The following is a 17,189-nucleotide window of genomic DNA, read 5'->3' as shown; positions in this document are numbered from 1 at the left end:
ATACCATAGCAAACTGATCGTGTTTAGAGAAATTTTAGCCGGCTTTCACATTCCCATCTGTAGACAAACTGCTAAACTGCGCACTTCTGGCTATCGCCTTCATCTTTTTTTGATCTTCCGGCATGACACAGTATTTATATCAAGAAGCAAATTGGCAATCGCAACTGAGCGACCTGATCACCGATCCACAGGAATTACTGCAAATTCTACAGCTTTCTCCAGATCAGCTGTTATCTGGTGCTCTGCTGGCCTCTCAAGCCTTTAAATTACGTGTGCCACGAGCTTTTGTTTCCAGAATGCAGCCAGGCAATCCTTTAGATCCACTTTTATTACAAGTGTTACCGCATCATCTGGAACTGGAAGACCATCCGGGATTTGTCACCGATCCCCTAGGTGAAGAACAGGCCAACCAGCAGCCTGGTGTTCTACATAAATACAAGTCACGTTTTTTACTGACCTTAACCGGTGCCTGTGCTGTCCACTGTCGTTACTGTTTCCGACGCCATTTCCCCTATCAGGAAAACCTGCCTAAAAATGAGGACTGGATCAATATCAAACAATATCTGGAAAGCCAGCCGGATATTAATGAAGTCATTCTGAGTGGTGGCGATCCACTAACCTTATCGAACCGAAAATTAAAAACCTGGATTGAACGACTAGAATCGGTACCACATCTCAAATTTTTAAGAATACATTCACGAGTTCCTATTGTGATCCCAAACCGGATCGACGAAGAGCTACTAAGCATGTTAAAAAACAGTAGGCTACGTATTATTCTAGTGGTACACTCGAACCATGCATCAGAGCTGGATGACCTGACCTGTAAGCAGCTTAATCAGCTGGTTCAGCATCAGATCACGGTACTCAATCAGGCAGTTTTATTAAAAGGGGTTAATGATTCTGCTCAAGTTTTGATTGATTTAAGCTATCGCTTGTTTGATGCTGGCGTGATGCCCTATTATTTACATGTACTTGATAAAGTAAAAGGTGCGCATCATTTTGATTTATCTGCTGAGCACATCAATGAGATTTATACAGAAGTTTTAGCGAACCTACCGGGGTATCTGGTTCCTAAACTAGTTCGAGAAATAGCGGGCGAGAAGAATAAGACACCGCTTTTTGGGGTTTCAACATTTTTGAGTTAAATAATAAAGATGAGTAAGCATACTGCAGACATTTTTCAGACAACGGCTGAACTCACCATAGAACAGCTAAGTTTTTGTCCCACAAATGCCAAAGCATTGCAGGAATGGGTCGCAGGAATTTCAATCCTGCAATTGGGGAATTCATCCAAGTCTCTGTTCAGTGCTTTACTGGAAATTTCCGAACTGAAATGTGCGGAAACCTTGCGTTTTGACCTGATTCAGGTATTGCACCCTACCCTTGAAAATGTTTTGGCCAGTCTTGAGAAACATTTCGTCAATCAGGGTCTGATCACGACGGATCGCAATGACCAGATTATTGAACTGGCCATGCTGTTACGCAGCTATTTTGCCAAGATCTATATAGATATTGCCAAACGCTGTAATCATCAGCTGAATCATCAAAAGTTTTCACTATTTTCCCTGGGCAAAAAGAAAAGCCTGCAAAGTGCCCGGATGGTGTCTATTTACTATGGCCTGCAACAGTTAAGTCTCCTGCTCTATCAACAGCATATGCTGTATAGCACACCTGGCGCTGGCCAGTGGTTGGCAGCACATCAGTTGCTGGAATGTGCGATGGAAAATAATTTCTATCAGACCAACATCAATCAGGTTCTTGGCACCCAGCACGAAATCCAGAATATTACCCAAGCCTATGCACGACTGATTTTGCTGGATATCTTTAATACTCATCAGATTCGTCCTGCTGAAATTCAGGGCTTATATTTATGTAGTGCAGACTGGGCGAAACTGGTTCAGATTCTGCCAAAAGAAACCACACTGTCACGTTATGTGGTTGATGCCAGCAAAGATCATCCGCCTTTACTGAATTCTCATCAGGGTCAGCATTTCCAGCCGAGCGTCTATATTTCGACACAAAACCTGATGGAACACCTGACCGGTACTCAAAGCAAAAATGCCCAGTATCTGTCACGTAATGAAAAGCTGTTCCTGACGCCTGCCCTGCATTTTCATATCTATAACCTGCTTTCGAATAATGTCGAACGCCGTCATGAGCGTTATGAATATTCCGCACAGATCAATATCTGCTTTGGCTTAACGGTGGCGCATTTTTATCTGTCTAAGGGTAAAAACTTTAATGAAACGCTGGAACTGGAAGGCAATTATGGTTTCCAGAGCGAAAGCAGTTTTGTCAGCTCAATGCATAATACTGTTCCAAGCGGATTCAGCAGTATCAAGGCGCTCGATCGCGAAGCCAAACAGATTCATACCGCTGAAGTTCTCGATATCAGTGTCAATGGTTACCGGATTAAATGGTCAGGTATCACGCCTGCCAATCTGAAAACTGGTGAATTTATTCTGGTTCAGGAAAAATCTCAAAGCCAGTGGCGTGGCGGAGTCATTCGCTGGATCAAACAGTCAGCAGATAAAAGTCTTGAAATTGGTCTGGAAATTCTGGCACAGGAACTGTTCCCTTGCGCAGTCTATGCCCGTACCGACAAACACAGTATCAATTATCAGCCGGCCATTCTGGTACAGATGACTCAGCTCGATCAGGCCTCAACCAGTATTATTGTCTCTGGCTCACAAATGTTTAGGGAAAAACAGACCATTCATTTACGTCTTGGCCAAAAAGAACTCAGAATCTACCTGACCAAGGCGCAGCTCATTACACAAAGTTTTATCCGTTTTGACTATGAATTATTAAATGATCAAGAAGAAGATGTCATCGAAAACTTTATACATAAGCAATTGAATGAAACTAGAAATCACGATTTATGGGAAGCATTGAAGTGAGAAATCCATTATTGTCTAAAAAGTTAAAACGTACTGAAACACGTTTACTGATCATTGATGATAATCAAATTAGATATAACCAAATCCGTGATCTCTTAACCAGCAATGAATATCAGGTCGATGCCGTTCTGCTTGATGATCTGCAATCTTTTGAAAAACAGTTAAACTTTAACTGGGACCTGATTATTTTTGGTCGTGCTTATGATCTGAAATATGAACAGGCCTTAAGTCTGGTTCAACTTTCGCAGCAACCTGATCTTCCTATTCTTTTGTTAAAGCCGGAAGATTATCAGGCTGAACAATATGCCCAATATATCCGTAAAGGCATTTTTGACATTCTGAATCTGGGTTATCCAGACCGCTTCTTCCTGAATCTGGTGCGTGCCCTTTCCTTTAGCCGTACCATGCAAGCCCAGCGCCATTTAATGGAAGAACTGGAAACTGCACAAAGCCAGGCACAATCACTGGTAGAAGACAGTAACCGTGCAGTCGCAACCATTCAGGAAGGCATCCATATTCAGGCCAATGCCGATTATCTCAAACTGTTTGGCCTTAAAAGCGAGGACGATATTATCGGTCTGCCACTTTTAGACCTGTTACAGCCGCAAGATTTGAATGATTTTAAATCCCGCTTTAAAAAGATTTCTCAGGGTCAATTTGATTTAGGTCGTTTTGATATTACTTCTTCGAATCCAAATGTGGCTGCTGCCAATCCATTAAAACTGGAATTTCTGGCATCTAGTGCTGAAGAAGATGCACTACAAATTACGATTGATACAGCGACTACTCAGGCGAGTGCCTCTTCTGAAAAAGTTGCAAACAAGCCAAATACCTTACAGTCACTTAAGCGTGAACTTAATCGTGAACCGGCCAAAGCCAATGCATTGATCACCTTCTCCTTTGCTGCGTATGAGCCGCAAGTCCTGAATGGTGATTGGGCGACCTACATAGGTTATTTCCATGAAGTTAAGAAATTTCTAAAAGAGCAGGTTCGTATTCCACTCTTTAAACTGGAACATGATGTTCTGGTGGGGATCATTCAGGCAGATGCGCAAGACATTCTGGAATCCAAACTGGTTGGACTAGGTTCATTGACCAAACCACAGCTTATTACAGTGAATCAGCAAACTTATCCGCTCAATCTACGCATCGGTTATACCCTGCTTGACGGTGAGTTGCGTGATGAAAGCCATTGTAATGAATTAGTCGGTCGGGCCTTCTCTACTCCTTTACCACAAGCACAAAAAACGTCTGAATTTGTTCTGGATATTCCTGCAACGACTCAGGAATCGATTTCAATGCCGAGCATTGACTTCACGGTTTCAGAACCCGTTATTCCAGCGTCTGAGTCCATACCGGTCAGTCCGGCAGTCAGCACTGTACCACTCACAACCTCTCCAGTATTAAAAGCACTGCGTGAATGTCTGGAACGTGGTGAAATTCATCTGAAATATCAACAGCTCTATGATAAAGAAGATACCAACCTCTATATGTATGAGGTGACTAGTGGCTTTATCTTTGAAAATAAATGGCAGGATATTTCTTCCTTGATGGAACTTAATGAAGATGATGAATTGTCTATTAAACTGGATCGTTGGATTCTGGTTGAATCAAGCAAGCAGTTGCACAACTTTATTACCCAGTATCCGGATGCCCGTTTAATCGTGAACCTGAACCGTGCGGTGCTATTTAAAGACCGTACTTTCCCTGAGTTTATTTCCAAACTAATTACCATTATTCGCAGTAAAGTCGAACATCCTTTGACCTTGCAGTTCTCTGAAGAAGATATCCTGATGAATCAGCAGGATGCGCAGAAATATCTACGTACTTTACATGAACATGGCGCGCGGATTGCGATTCGTAACTTTGGTCACTCAATGTATAGTGAAACCTTGCTACGTGAGTTCGATATCAATGGTCTGAGCCTGGATAGCAAACTAACCAAGATGCTGAACAACGATGCTGAAATTGAACAGCTACAGGAAAAAATCACCACGTACAATGAAATCAAACCAGTGAATATCATGATTCGTGAACTGAATGACATGACCTTATTTGCGAATGCCTGGAACGTGGATGCCCGCTTTATTCAGGGTGATTATTTCCAGAAAAAACTGGATCATCTGATTGATGTACAAGACCACTAAGGTCTTGTACTCGCCTTTCAATCTAGAAACGTGAAATGATTTTCTAAATTGCAGGCACAAAAAAACGGGCATAAAGCCCGTTTTTTCATTTTGGGTATTAACGTTTAACAGAACGTGACATACCAGCAAAACGTTGTTTGAACTTGTCGATACGGCCGCCAGTGTCGACGTTCTTTTGCTTACCAGTGTAGAATGGGTGGCAAGCTGAGCATACGTCTAGGTAAAGAGTTTCTTTACCAACAGCTGAACGAGTTTCGATTACGTTACCACATGAACAAGTAGCAACTAGTTTTTCGTATTTTGGGTGAATATCGGCGCGCATCGTCGATTACTCCATTAAGATGAAAGAAGGTTTTGCTGTCATCGCAATTGATCACTCTCAAATATTGAGGAAGGGCCAGAATCAGGATTCAGGCAGATCAACACCACAACAGACCATTCTTTTGGCCCACCGAGACGGATACCGTCAGAGCTAAGCACAACAAGTTGGGCAGTATTATACGGCAAACAAAAGCAATAAGCGAATTATTCTTCTGTATGTACCGCCTGTTTGGCCCAGAGATTCGCAATCACGCCGCAGGCCATCAGCTGGATTTGATGGAAAATCATAATCGGTAAAACTATCATGCCAAGTGGCTGACCAATAAACAGAATCTGTGCCATTGGTACGCCACTGGCCAGTGTTTTTTTGGAACCGCAAAAGAACACCGTTTTTTGGTCGGCACGATTAAAGCCCAGCCAGCGTGGAATAAATAACGACAACAGCATTACGATGGTCAATAAAACCGAACATGCCAGCAGCAGCAAGAGCAAAGTACTTAAGCTGACTTCATGCCAAAGTCCAGCCACCACCGCACTACTAAATGCCCCATAAACCACCATCAGAATTGAGCCCTGATCGAATATCTTAACGATCTTGGGCATTTGCTGCATTTTTGGGAAAATCCAGGGACGCAGTAACTGGCCTAAAATAAAAGGCACCAATAACAGCAGTGTAATCTGTAGAATCGATGCTGTCGGATCAAAGCCATGCTGAGATTTCCCAAGGATAAAGAATGTGACCAGCATCGGGGTAATGAACATCCCAATAATATTGGAAAAAGAGGCACTACAGATCGCACCGGCAATATTCCCTTGAGCCACTGAGGTAAAGGCGATCGAAGACTGTACAGTTGATGGCAGGAAGCACATAAACAGGAATCCCCAATATAATTCCTGCCCCAGCATTGGCAATAGGATTGGCTTTGCCAGCAAGCCTAAAATTGGAAAAAGTGCAAAGGTCAAGGCAAAGACCAAAGTGTGTAATTTCCAGTGCATCAAGCCTTCAATTACGGCTTCACGAGAAAGCTTGGCACCATGCAGGAAAAACAGGATCGCAATGGCTGCTGTCGTAATCCAGCTAAAGACTTCAGCTGCCTGCCCTGACACTGGCAATACACTGGCCAGTAACACCATAACAAAGAGCAAGATCGTAAAGCGGTCCAATGCCAGCAGTTTAAGCATCTGATGTCCTTCCCTCAAAATTTTATTATTCGATAAAAAATACCCGGCTATCTTAACAGATGCCGGGTCCATGTTATGCATTCAGATTGAAGGAATATTTTCATCCATACATGAATACATTTCACATATATCGCTTTATAACACTTAGTTATTACGTGCGTTGTTGTCTTGCTGGATTAGCTCGATTTTATAGCCGTCTGGATCTTCCACAAATGCAATGACAGTGACACCGCCTTTCATTGGGCCAGCTTCACGAACAACATTGCCACCACGTGCCTTGATTTCTTCACATGCTTTATAAGCATCATCTACCGCAATCGCAATATGACCGTAGCCATTGCCTAGGTCATAGCTTTCTGTATCCCAGTTATGGGTCAGTTCAAGCACAGTGTGATTTTCCTCATCGCCATAACCCACAAAAGCCAAGGTAAAACGACCTTCTTCATAATCACGCTTACGAAGTAAAGTCATACCAAGAACTTCAGTATAGAACTTGAGTGATTGTTCCAGATTGCCTACACGTAACATGGTATGCAGCATGCGCATATTAATCATCCTTATTTACAGATTGTTTTTGGTGTTCACCGAGCAATTTTGCCACCCAAACGACCAGAATCAGGATTGGAATCCCGATTAAAGTGGTCATCAGGAAGAAATTCGGATAACCGATATTGGTCACTATAGTACCCGAATATCCACCTAAAATCTTAGGAGTCAAGGTCATGAGTGAGCTAAAAATAGCATACTGAACAGCGGTAAAGGACACACTGGTCAGACTGGACAGGAAGGCAATAAAAGCAGCGCCTGCGAGACCTGCGGCCAGATTATCGACAATAATTGCAAAATATAGCCACCATGAACTATACGGTTTAATCACTTTACCTTGAATTTCAACATTCTCGCCTGTTCCAATTGTAATCGGCTGAATATCAATATCCATCGGATTGGCCTGAGTCTGCGACAAGTCCACAGCATATGAATGCTGCTGGGTCACTATTGGCTGCTCCTGCTGCATTAAGCTTGCATTGATTCGCTTCACAGGTGCAGTAATCAGTTTCTCGGCAGGAATAGCAGCACTAAAGACACGCTCTTCATCCAGCTTGGCATCGAATTTATCGCCATTCAGCTCTAATACAATTTTTTGCTCTGCAGTTAAATCCGGCCCTAGATACTGACCGCGAACCACGATGCTATTCTCCTGCTCATTGGCACTGATCAGGTTATCTGTGGTAACAGGCAGAAGCTGTAATTGTGCTGCTTGCGAAGCATTCTGTTGCAGATAAGGCAGGTTGACTTGTACTGCATCTGCCGGATGATTCAGATAATGTGCACGAACCTGAATCTGTTCGGCCTCTTTAAAAGCAGTAGTGGGCACATTCAGTTTCCAGTAACCGACTTCATCTGTATCTGCCTGAAAGGTTTGCTGGCCTACCTGAACTTCGACCTGTCCCAGCTTTTCACCAGACTTTACTAAGCCAATAAAAATCAGATTGGTTGAACAGGCCAAAATCGCGCCTACAAACATCAGTTTCATGATGTTCATTTTCTGAGCCAGCAAGCCACCTAAAAAACCGCCAAGCAGGGAGAAAATTACCCCATACACTTTCACAGCTTCAGCAATCTGTTCCTTGCTAAAATTCAGATCCTGATAGAACACATTGGAAATCACACCGGCAATAATATCGGAGACCCTATAAAAACCGATCAGCAATAACAACACCAAAGCCAGTTTTAAACCATAGCGATCAAAGAAATCTGCTACGGGATTGACCCAGGTTTCGAATGCCATTTGCTTATTCACAGCACCCATTTTGACCAGAATCGTACCCACACCGAAAGCGACAGCACCTGAACCGATAAAGCGTAAAGCCTCAAAACAGAACAAGGCAAAAGTATCCTGAATTGCCCACTGTGCAGTGATACTAGATACCAAGTCACCGGAATAGACATAGCTCAGAACAAAGCTGATAACTGCCACAAAAAACACGCCGACGAGACGGAAATAATCACTGCGCTGATAATCTTTACGTGCCCGATCCACTTGAGGCTCACGGATGACCAGTGTGGTAATAATCCCGACCAGCATAACCGCTGCCATCGCCAGATAAGTCCATTTCCAGGCATCATAGATATAGTTGCCTTTGGCTGTACCTAAATACGCCGCCAGAAACAGAGCTCCAGCCCCAGCCACAATCATCCCGATCCGGTAACCCGCGTTATAGGTGGAAGCCAGTACGGTCTGCATCTGGGTTTCGGCCAGCTCGATACGGTAAGCATCAATGACAATATCCTGTGTTGCCGCCGAGAACCCTAGCAGAACGGCACCTAGTGCCATCTGCTGTAAATGTGCCTGCCCCAATGCCGGATCTGAAAAAGCCATAATTGAAATCGCAGTTACAATCAGGATCTGAGCAATCAATAGCCAGGCTCTTCGTCTACCCAAAGCTTTAGTCAAAAATGGGACAGGTAATTCATCGATGAGTGGCGCCCAGACGAACTTGAATGAATAGCCAAGGGCAGCCCAGCTGAAAAAGGTCACGGCACTTTTACTGATTCCGGCTTCACCGAGCCATAAAGACAAACTGGAAAAAATCAAAAGAATCGGGACACCGGCTGAAAATCCGAGAAACAGCATGATCAGGGCACGTCGATCCAGAAATGCTGTAAATGCGGATTTCCAACCCGTCGTTTGTGTTGTCATTGCCTTGTTATTTTCCACGAAAACCAATTGCTGCTATTCAATCCTTTAATAACGTATCTTTCAACAAAATTTATATATTTCTCGCATGCCCGATTTTTTATTTTGTGGCAAAACTGACATGTTGGCTTGAATTTTTCAAGTAAATCTGTATACCTTAAACCTTATCCACGTCATATTTCGTTTTGGACTTTCAACAGTGACTCAGAGACTCGATCAAATTCATTCTTCAATTTCAAGTAATACAACTATATCTCAACAAAACATCAGCTCCGACCTACTTATCTCAGCCTTTGAACAAAGCGAAATTACACCAACCCTTGAAAAGACATGCCTGAAACCGGTACAACTGACGCGTATTGCCGATCCGGATAAAATCCCGGCATCGACCAAACGAATCAAGCCTTTAAATAATTTTTTAGGCCAGGATCGTGCCCGTGCTTCGGTTGAAGCCGGTATTGCCCTGCCATATTCAGGCTATAACATTTTTGCGGTGGGTACAGCAGGACTCGGCAAACGCACTATGGTGAAGCGTTTGCTACAGCAACATGCCAAAACCATGCAAACGCCTAATGACTGGGTTTATGTCAATAATTTTCAGAATCCTCGTCAGCCTATCGCACTGGAATTCCCAGCCGGTCAGGGACCCAAGTTTCAGACGATGCTGCATCAAAGCTGGCAATCCATTCTAAAACAGCTGGAGCGCCGTTTTACTGCGGAAAGCTATCATAACCGGATTGAAATGATTCGCCAGGAAACGGGTGATGAACAGCAACTCGCACTGATTGAACTGACCCGTGAAGGTGAAGAACTCGATCTGAAACTGATTTCCCGCAATGATGAGCATTGTTTTGTGCCAATTCATCTGAAAGATGACAAAGTACAGGAAATGTCTCAGGAAGATTTGAATGCTTTAAGCAATAAAGATCGTGCTGAAATCGCGTCAAACATGCGTTACATGGACAAGAAACTGGAACGCCTAGGCCTTCATTTAGGCGATCTGGAAGATGATGCGCGTGACCGTGTTCAAGTATTGAACCGTGATATCGCTAAACAGGTAGTGATGCCACGCGTTGAGCAGATGCTGACTAAATTCAAGCATGTCGAAGGTCTAGAACAATATCTGAAGCAATATGCTGAAGACATTATTAATAATGTCGAAATTGTATTAGAACAGGAAGAAGATGATTTTACCCCTGCCCAGTTTAGTCGCGTACCAGCGCGCTTCCAGGCCAATGTGATCGTCACCCATAAGCCAAATAGCGGCGCACCCGTTATCTTTGAAGACTTCCCGACGCATTACAATCTATTGGGTCATGTGGAACAGTTGACCCAAAATGGTACGATTACTACAGATTTCACCTTGATCCGTCCCGGCTCCTTGCATAATGCCAATGGCGGTTTCCTGATGCTTGAAGCTGAACAACTATTGGAACAGCCTTATGCATGGCAAGGTCTGAAACGTGCCTTGAAATCTGGGCATCTCAAGCTTTCATCTTTAGAGCATATGCTGACTCTCACCGGTAGCATTTCCATTGAACCAGCTTCTATTCCGCTGAATATCAAAGTGGTGCTGCTGGCAGAGCCAGAAATTTATTATGAAATTCTGGAACTTGAACCAGAACTAGGCAGTATCTTTAAAATCCGTGCTGATTTTACCGATACCTTGCAACGTAATGATGAAAATGAGCAAGCCTATATGCAGCTCATTGCTGACTATGTGCAATCAGATAAATTATTACCATTTGACCGTTCTGCATTATCTGCCCTGCTGACCGACTCAAGCCGTCAGGCTGAAGATCAGAGTTCCCTGTCACTACATGCATTAACGCTGGGCGACCTGATTCGTGAAGCGCATCATCATGCATTCGAAGCGGGTGATAAGATAGTGTCAGAAAAGCATATCAATACCGCACTGGATCATCGTAAATATCGCTTAGGCTATTTACGTGAGCTATTCTGGCAAGATCTGACCCGTGGCACTCAACTGATTGAAACTCGCGGTCATCGTCTAGGCCAAATCAATGCGCTGTCTGTGATTCATTATGCAGATGTTGAATTTGGTCTACCTTCACGCTTAACTGCTTCTGTATATCAAGGTGGCGGTGATATTCTGGATATCGAACGTAGTGTAGAACTTGGCGGTTCTTTGCATGCTAAGGGCGTGCTATTGATGGCCTCCTTTCTAAAAGCCCATTTTGGTCGTGAACAGACCCTGCACTTCTCTGCCGCTTTAGCTTTCGAACAAAGCTATGGTCAGGTGGATGGTGACAGCGCGACAGTTGCTGAACTTTCAGCGCTGATTTCTGCGATTAGCCAGTTACCGATCGACCAGTCCTGGGCAATTACCGGTTCCATGAACCAGCTGGGTCAGGTACAACCGATTGGTGGAGTCAATGCGAAGATTGAAGGTTTCTTCGATGCCTGTAAATTGCAAGGCCTGACAGGTAAACAAGGTGTGATTATTCCACGACAAAACATGCAGCATCTGATGTTACGTAAAGATGTCATTGCTGCAGTCGAAGATGGTCAGTTCCATATTCATGCCATTGATAATATCGCGCAGGCTTTAGAAATCCTGATGGCACGCCCGGTCGGGACTATGGACAAGAAAGGTCGTTATAGCAAAAACTCGATCTTTGCTGCTGTGATGGAACAACTCGAATACTGGCAAGCCATTGAAGATGGTGCCGAGTTTGAGGAAGAACCTAAGAAAAAGAAAAAAAAGAAGAAAAAGAAAAAAGATAAGGCGCCTATAAAGGAAGTTCTGACCGATCCAGATACCTTAGCTGAGGCCTTGGTTGCTGAATCAAAAGAACTAGAAAAATCTGAGGGTCAGCAGGCAGAAGATTAATTCTGCCCCCTGCCTCACTATTCACCCATAAAAAAAGCGCTTCTCTCGGAAGCGCTTTTTCACATCTATCAGTTTAATCCAAGGATTAAGCTTCAGGTGCTGGACTGTATTGCTCTACTAAAGGCTGTAATTCACCTTTTTGGAACATTTCGAGCATGATGTCACTACCACCGATCAATTCACCATTGATCCAAAGTTGTGGGAATGTCGGCCAGTTCGCAATTTGTGGCAGAGTTGCACGAATATCCGGGTTTTCCAGAATATTAACATAAGCAAATGGACGACCAATTTGACTGAGTGCTTCTACCGCACGTGCAGAAAAACCACATTGTGGAAATTGTGGTGTGCCTTTCATATAAAGAAGTACTGCGTGCTTGGCAATTTGGTCACGAATTAACGCTTCGGTATCGCGTGCTTGTTCAGTCATTGATAAATCCTCAACTAATCTGTCTCGCATTATACCCAAAACAAAGAAAAACAGTACGTCTAAAGTAATAAATCCATTTTTATTTACAATTACCCTTTAAATCTGACCAAGTTTTTGCTTATATAAGTTTTTCTTTCCACCTAACAGTAAAGAGTTAGTCATGAACAATATTACCCTCGCTCCGGTACAAACTGATCAACCTTCACATTTGATGCCAGTCTTTGGTCGTCAACCGATCAGCTTTGTCCGAGGACGAGGTGCATATCTTTATACCGAAGATGGTACAGAGTATTTAGATGCCTTAACTGGGATCGCCGTTTGCGGTTTGGGTCATGCTCATCCAGTGATTGCTGAAGCAATTGCGGAACAAGCTGCAACCCTGATTCATACCAGCAACCTTTTTGAAGTGCCTTGGCAAACTGCTGCTGCACAGAAACTGGCTGAAGTCGCTGGCATGGAAGAAGTTTTCTTCTCCAACAGTGGTGCAGAATCGAACGAAGGCGCTATCAAAATTGCGCGTAAATTCGGTCATATGCAAGGTATTGCGTCACCAAAAATTATTGTAGCTGACAAATCTTTCCATGGCCGTACGCTGGCAACCCTATCTGCAACGGGTAACAAAAAAGTTCAACAAGGCTTTGGTCCATTGGTTGAAGGTTTTATTCGTGTACCTTTTGGTGATATTGAAGCCATTGAAGAAGCTGCAATTAACCATCCGGATATCGTGGCTATTCTGGTTGAACCGATTCAGGGTGAAGGTGGTGTCAACACTGCACCGCAAGGCTTTAGCTACCTAGAAGAAATCCGTCAGATCTGTAATCAGCACAACTGGTTAATGATGCTGGATGAAGTACAAACAGGTAATGGCCGTACCGGTAAATATTTTGCTTATCAGCACACCAATATTGTGCCGGATGTACTGACCACAGCTAAAGGTCTGGGCAATGGCTTCCCGATTGGTGCCGTGATGACTCAAGGTCGTGGTGTCGGTGTTTTGACTGCGGGTAACCACGGTTCGACTTATAGCGGTACTGCATTGGGTTCACGCGTGGTTTATACCATTATCGATATTATGCAAAAAGAGAATATCGTGGCCAATGCCGCTGAAAAAGGTGCATATATTGTTGAGCAGTTACGTAACCAGCTTGCAGATCATCAAGTGACTGTACGCGGTTTCGGTCTGATGATCGGGATTGAGTTGCCTAAAGACTGCGGTGAGCTGGTGGATATTGCACGCGATGAATACAAAACCATTATCAACGTGACTGCAGGTAATGTCGTTCGTCTGTTGCCTACCCTGAACATTACTCAGGAACAGGCCGATCAACTGATCGAACGTTTAGTGAAAATGATCAAGGCTTATCTTGCTTAAGTCTATCTTGAACAACAAAAAAGCCGCTTTAAAGCGGCTTTTTTGTTTATAGGGAATTTATGATGCGACTTGTAACAAACGTCCACCAGAGATCTGGCTAAAATATTGTTTCAATGCATCCAGACAGCGCAGCACTTTAGTCGGTTGCTGTTCTCGATTAGGCATAACTGCATAAAGGGTGACTGGCGGAAGTTTCCATTCAGGCAAGACTTCAATCAGTGAACCATTTAATAAATCTTTTTTAACATCAAGATATAAAATCTTGGCAACCCCATTGCCTTGCAGACACATGGCTTTTGCAACCAGGCTGTTATTGGTACTAAAGCGTGAGCTTAGTTCAAATTCAACCTTTTCTGCGCTATGCACATGCTGAAAACTGAAATTCTGATGATTTTTAATATGCGTTAAAGGCAAAACATCATGATGTTTCAGGTCTTCAGGACGCGAGATAATGGCGGTCTGGTTAATATAACTTGGCGCAGCAACAAGAATCTGTTCAATCTGCATTAATGGCACAATCTGAAGGTTGTGGTCATCATCGTTCTGGTCAAATCGCAGGGCAATATCAATACGCCCTTCCAACAAATCAACCTCATGATTGTTTGTTTCCAGGTGGACTGTCAGGCCACGGTGTGCGGACATCCAGTGAGAAAGTGCAGGAATCACATGATTCGCACACACTTCCGGTAAGGATACAATACGAAGTTCACCAACAAGATCGTCACGTAACTCGTTAATGCGAACCTTTCCACGCTCAGCAGCAGACAACATTTCCTGGCAGCTATGAAAAAAAGCTTGTCCCGCTTCGGTCAGACTTAATTTTCTCGTAGAACGATTTAGAAGTACAACTTCCATATCCTGTTCTAAAGAGCGAATTTGTTGACTCACGGCGCTGGTTGTAATCCCTAGCTCACGTGCAGCACCGCTAAACGAGTTCTTTTCCACAACACAAGCAAAGACACCCATTGCTCGAAGTTGATCTAACATAAATTCCCCTCTAAACTTATGAGATGCTTCATCTTTTGATAAAAGCAACTCATTGTATTATACGGTGAAATTTACGTTTTGCATTATTTATTTAATTATTTGGTAAAACTGCTGTTGGATTAATCGGTTTTCCGTCTAAGCGAACCTGAAACTCAAGCATAGTACGGGTTGTACCAGTCGCCCCCATCTCGGCAATTTTTTGACCAGCCGTTACATTTTGGCCACTTTTCACGCTTAATTTACTGTTATGCGCATAAGCGGTGATATAGCCATTAATATGTTTAACTAATACCAGATTACCATATTCCTTCAAGCCATCTGCTGCATATACCACCTGCCCATCTGCTGCAGCAAAGACCGGATCTCCGACATTACCGCCATAACGGGTACCTTTGATATTTGCAGCCAGATCATAGTTTTGTAATACCGGACCATTTGATGGCTTGACCCAACGTAATCCCGCTGCTGTCGATACTGGGGTAATCGGTGCAGAAGTAGTGGTGGCAGGTTTTGGCGTAGTCTTAACAGTCGTTGGAGCTGGAGTGGTTGGCGCTGGAATCGCAATCGTTTGACGCTGAATCGGGGCAGCTTGGGTAACAGGTTGAGTCGCTGTAGTACGGCGAGCAGTAGTGTTATTTTTCAGGCGAATCGACTGACCCACATAAATACGATACGGTGGAGCAATATCATTCATCTCTGCCACACTGATATAGCTCAGACCATAACGTGCTGCAATGCCACTCAAAGTATCCCCAGAGCGTACCGTATAGAAGTCAGGCGCTGCGGCATAGCGGGTCATATTATTGACCTGAGGTTTAGTGGCACAACCAGTAATAATCATTGTGGAAACAACCACAGTGGACAAAACCAGAGTTTTGATGAAGCTGGATGGTGAAGCATGAATGAAGTATTTCGGTGACACCAAGGACATTATCTTCCTCTCTAACATCTATACGGTTGCAAAAACCCAGTAAGATTAGCAAAGTTTTACTACAATATACTTGTAAGCTTTCATTTTTCACAAACTTATAACATTCATTAGATTTTATTTAGAATCTGGGCTTGCAAAGTGTGAAGTGTGTCATAGTTTGTGGCATCCATCTGAATTGGCGTCACGCTTACATAGCCATTGGCAATTGCAAAAAAGTCTGACTCGATTTCAGTTCCTTTATGTTTTGGCATTGCGACTGCTTCACCCGATAGCCCAATCCAGTAAACCTGACGACCACGTGGATCTACATGACTGGTAATCGGCTTGGACTGGCTACGGCGTCCCTGAAAGGTCACTTTAGTTCCTTTCAGCTCAGCCACATCAGGAATATTCACATTAAAAATATGACGCTCAGGCAAAGTCGGCAAACCTGCCGCAATAAAATCATGTACCCATTGCGCTGCAATGCGATAATCTTCTGGTAAGGTATAAGATCGAACGTTTTGCCCACATAGAGAAACTGCTAATGCAGGTTGTTTGGCCAGACGGCCTTCAAATGCAGCCCCCACCGTACCCGAGTACAGCACATCATCTCCCAGATTGGCACCACTGTTAATGCCGCTGACCACCAGATCGAATTCAACATCAAATAAGCCGTTCATGGCCAGATAGACACAGTCAGCCGGCGTGCCATTAACCGCCCATACATCGGGAGAAATCTGGATCGGTCTTAATGGTCGGTCTAAAGTCAGTGCACTGGAAAATCCACTACGTTCACTTTCTGGAGCTACCACCACAACACGTCCTAAAGGCCTCAAGGCCTGCGCCAGTGCCTGTATACCTGGTGCAAAAACGCCATCATCATTGGAAATTAATATATTCACTGCAAAATCTCGTTGAGCTAAAAAATGACTCGCTAGGACATTTCATTGTATTAGTTCAGGAATTATATATATTTGTAGCACGATATCCATTAATACATATGGCTTAAGATGATGAAAAAATTCTCTCTTTGGGGTACTTTGGCTTTAAGTTTGGCAACTTTTGTTTCTCCTGCAGTTATTGCCAATGATTTGACAGCTGAAGAAAATGACATGATCGTGAAAGAAGATGTCGCATCTGCACAGGTAATGATTGAAGTATGCCCGGGCATTATTGGTCAGAATGCAAAATTCGATACAACGATTCAGCAGCTGATTCAATCTTATCTAAAAGAATACTCAGACAAATCGATGACCTATCAAAAACTTCAGGCAGACAGTGAATACAAGACTGTGCTTGAAGAAGCACGTCAAGGTGCAAAACAGACTGCAAAAGACGAACAAAAAACAGCGTGTGAAGACGTTTTAGCTTATCAGGAATAAGGTCTT

Annotated in this window: 14 protein-coding genes; 6 read left to right on the top strand and 8 right to left on the bottom strand. The window is 43.5% G+C overall.

What is annotated here, in order from left to right; translation table 11 throughout:
* Window positions 1-122 precede the first annotated feature (122 nt).
* The 3 genes from epmB to FTU46_RS07255 are packed head-to-tail and all read left to right on the top strand — an operon-like array spanning window position 123 to window position 5,047.
* Window positions 123-1,145: an EF-P beta-lysylation protein EpmB gene (gene epmB, locus FTU46_RS07265; protein ID WP_180104650.1), complete on the top strand. Its 1,023-nt coding sequence runs from the start codon at window positions 123-125 to the stop codon at window positions 1,143-1,145.
* Window positions 1,146-1,154: 9 nt separating this feature from the next.
* Entirely contained in the window at window positions 1,155-2,900 is a 1,746-nt protein-coding gene (locus FTU46_RS07260; RefSeq protein ID WP_180104649.1) for a GTPase, read from the top strand.
* Window positions 2,882-5,047 carry an EAL domain-containing protein gene (locus FTU46_RS07255; RefSeq protein ID WP_180104648.1) on the top strand — a complete coding sequence of 722 codons (2,166 nt, stop codon included), beginning with the start codon at window positions 2,882-2,884 and terminating at the stop codon, window positions 5,045-5,047. The genes FTU46_RS07260 and FTU46_RS07255 overlap by 19 nt, the downstream gene beginning before the upstream one ends.
* A gap of 97 nt (window positions 5,048-5,144) precedes the next feature.
* Here FTU46_RS07255 and rpmE read toward each other — a convergent pair whose 3' ends face one another.
* The 4 genes from rpmE to FTU46_RS07235 form a co-directional block, all read right to left on the bottom strand.
* Window positions 5,145-5,369 carry a 50S ribosomal protein L31 gene (gene rpmE / locus FTU46_RS07250; protein WP_004782616.1) on the bottom strand — a complete coding sequence of 75 codons (225 nt, stop codon included), beginning with the start codon at window positions 5,367-5,369 and terminating at the stop codon, window positions 5,145-5,147.
* A gap of 203 nt (window positions 5,370-5,572) precedes the next feature.
* Window positions 5,573-6,550 carry a bile acid:sodium symporter family protein gene (locus FTU46_RS07245; RefSeq protein ID WP_180104647.1) on the bottom strand — a complete coding sequence of 326 codons (978 nt, stop codon included), beginning with the start codon at window positions 6,548-6,550 and terminating at the stop codon, window positions 5,573-5,575.
* A gap of 144 nt (window positions 6,551-6,694) precedes the next feature.
* Window positions 6,695-7,096 carry a lactoylglutathione lyase gene (gene gloA / locus FTU46_RS07240; RefSeq protein ID WP_004782618.1) on the bottom strand — a complete coding sequence of 134 codons (402 nt, stop codon included), beginning with the start codon at window positions 7,094-7,096 and terminating at the stop codon, window positions 6,695-6,697.
* A 1-nt stretch (window position 7,097) separates the two neighbouring features.
* Window positions 7,098-9,269, bottom strand: coding sequence for an MFS transporter (locus FTU46_RS07235; RefSeq protein WP_373683620.1), 2,172 nt, complete (start codon window positions 9,267-9,269; stop codon window positions 7,098-7,100).
* Window positions 9,270-9,447: 178 nt separating this feature from the next.
* Here FTU46_RS07235 and FTU46_RS07230 point away from each other — a divergent pair, with 178 nt between their 5' ends.
* Window positions 9,448-12,102, top strand: coding sequence for an ATP-binding protein (locus FTU46_RS07230; protein WP_180104646.1), 2,655 nt, complete (start codon window positions 9,448-9,450; stop codon window positions 12,100-12,102).
* Window positions 12,103-12,187: 85 nt separating this feature from the next.
* Here FTU46_RS07230 and grxD read toward each other — a convergent pair whose 3' ends face one another.
* Entirely contained in the window at window positions 12,188-12,529 is a 342-nt protein-coding gene (gene grxD / locus FTU46_RS07225) for a Grx4 family monothiol glutaredoxin (protein WP_034702064.1), read from the bottom strand.
* 160 nt (window positions 12,530-12,689) lie between these two features.
* Here grxD and FTU46_RS07220 point away from each other — a divergent pair, with 160 nt between their 5' ends.
* Window positions 12,690-13,901 (top strand): aspartate aminotransferase family protein, encoded by a 1,212-nt coding sequence (locus FTU46_RS07220; RefSeq protein WP_034702061.1) that lies wholly within the window; start codon window positions 12,690-12,692, stop codon window positions 13,899-13,901.
* 57 nt (window positions 13,902-13,958) lie between these two features.
* On the opposite strand, the gene FTU46_RS07215 is transcribed toward FTU46_RS07220, so the two are convergent.
* The 3 genes from FTU46_RS07215 to surE form a co-directional block, all read right to left on the bottom strand.
* Window positions 13,959-14,888: a LysR family transcriptional regulator gene (locus FTU46_RS07215; RefSeq protein WP_180104645.1), complete on the bottom strand. Its 930-nt coding sequence runs from the start codon at window positions 14,886-14,888 to the stop codon at window positions 13,959-13,961.
* A gap of 91 nt (window positions 14,889-14,979) precedes the next feature.
* The gene (locus tag FTU46_RS07210; protein WP_004782630.1) at window positions 14,980-15,819 is read right to left on the bottom strand and encodes a peptidoglycan DD-metalloendopeptidase family protein; all 840 of its coding nucleotides are present in this window, start codon (window positions 15,817-15,819) and stop codon (window positions 14,980-14,982) included.
* A gap of 107 nt (window positions 15,820-15,926) precedes the next feature.
* Window positions 15,927-16,703 carry a 5'/3'-nucleotidase SurE gene (gene surE / locus FTU46_RS07205; protein ID WP_125278414.1) on the bottom strand — a complete coding sequence of 259 codons (777 nt, stop codon included), beginning with the start codon at window positions 16,701-16,703 and terminating at the stop codon, window positions 15,927-15,929.
* A gap of 108 nt (window positions 16,704-16,811) precedes the next feature.
* Here surE and FTU46_RS07200 point away from each other — a divergent pair, with 108 nt between their 5' ends.
* On the top strand, window positions 16,812-17,183 hold the full coding sequence (locus tag FTU46_RS07200; protein WP_004782632.1) for an MCR_0457 family protein: 372 nt from the start codon (window positions 16,812-16,814) through the stop codon (window positions 17,181-17,183).
* Window positions 17,184-17,189: the final 6 nt, after the last annotated feature.

Origin of the sequence: Acinetobacter sp. YH12108, from assembly GCF_013419055.1 — a bacterium.
Classification (GTDB): domain Bacteria; phylum Pseudomonadota; class Gammaproteobacteria; order Pseudomonadales; family Moraxellaceae; genus Acinetobacter.
This window is presented reverse-complemented; position numbering and strand designations above follow the sequence as displayed.

What these genes read in the sequence shown, in the direction of transcription:
- epmB (WP_180104650.1), top strand. Translation starts at nt 123, where the DNA reads ATGACACAGTATTTATATCAAGAAGCAAATTGGCAATCGCAACTGAGC.
- FTU46_RS07260 (WP_180104649.1), top strand. Translation starts at nt 1,155, where the DNA reads ATGAGTAAGCATACTGCAGACATTTTTCAGACAACGGCTGAACTCACC.
- FTU46_RS07255 (WP_180104648.1), top strand. Translation starts at nt 2,882, where the DNA reads ATGGGAAGCATTGAAGTGAGAAATCCATTATTGTCTAAAAAGTTAAAA.
- rpmE (WP_004782616.1), bottom strand. Translation starts at nt 5,369, where the DNA reads ATGCGCGCCGATATTCACCCAAAATACGAAAAACTAGTTGCTACTTGT.
- FTU46_RS07245 (WP_180104647.1), bottom strand. Translation starts at nt 6,550, where the DNA reads ATGCTTAAACTGCTGGCATTGGACCGCTTTACGATCTTGCTCTTTGTT.
- gloA (WP_004782618.1), bottom strand. Translation starts at nt 7,096, where the DNA reads ATGCGCATGCTGCATACCATGTTACGTGTAGGCAATCTGGAACAATCA.
- grxD (WP_034702064.1), bottom strand. Translation starts at nt 12,529, where the DNA reads ATGACTGAACAAGCACGCGATACCGAAGCGTTAATTCGTGACCAAATT.
- FTU46_RS07220 (WP_034702061.1), top strand. Translation starts at nt 12,690, where the DNA reads ATGAACAATATTACCCTCGCTCCGGTACAAACTGATCAACCTTCACAT.
- FTU46_RS07215 (WP_180104645.1), bottom strand. Translation starts at nt 14,888, where the DNA reads ATGTTAGATCAACTTCGAGCAATGGGTGTCTTTGCTTGTGTTGTGGAA.
- FTU46_RS07210 (WP_004782630.1), bottom strand. Translation starts at nt 15,819, where the DNA reads ATGTCCTTGGTGTCACCGAAATACTTCATTCATGCTTCACCATCCAGC.
- FTU46_RS07200 (WP_004782632.1), top strand. Translation starts at nt 16,812, where the DNA reads ATGATGAAAAAATTCTCTCTTTGGGGTACTTTGGCTTTAAGTTTGGCA.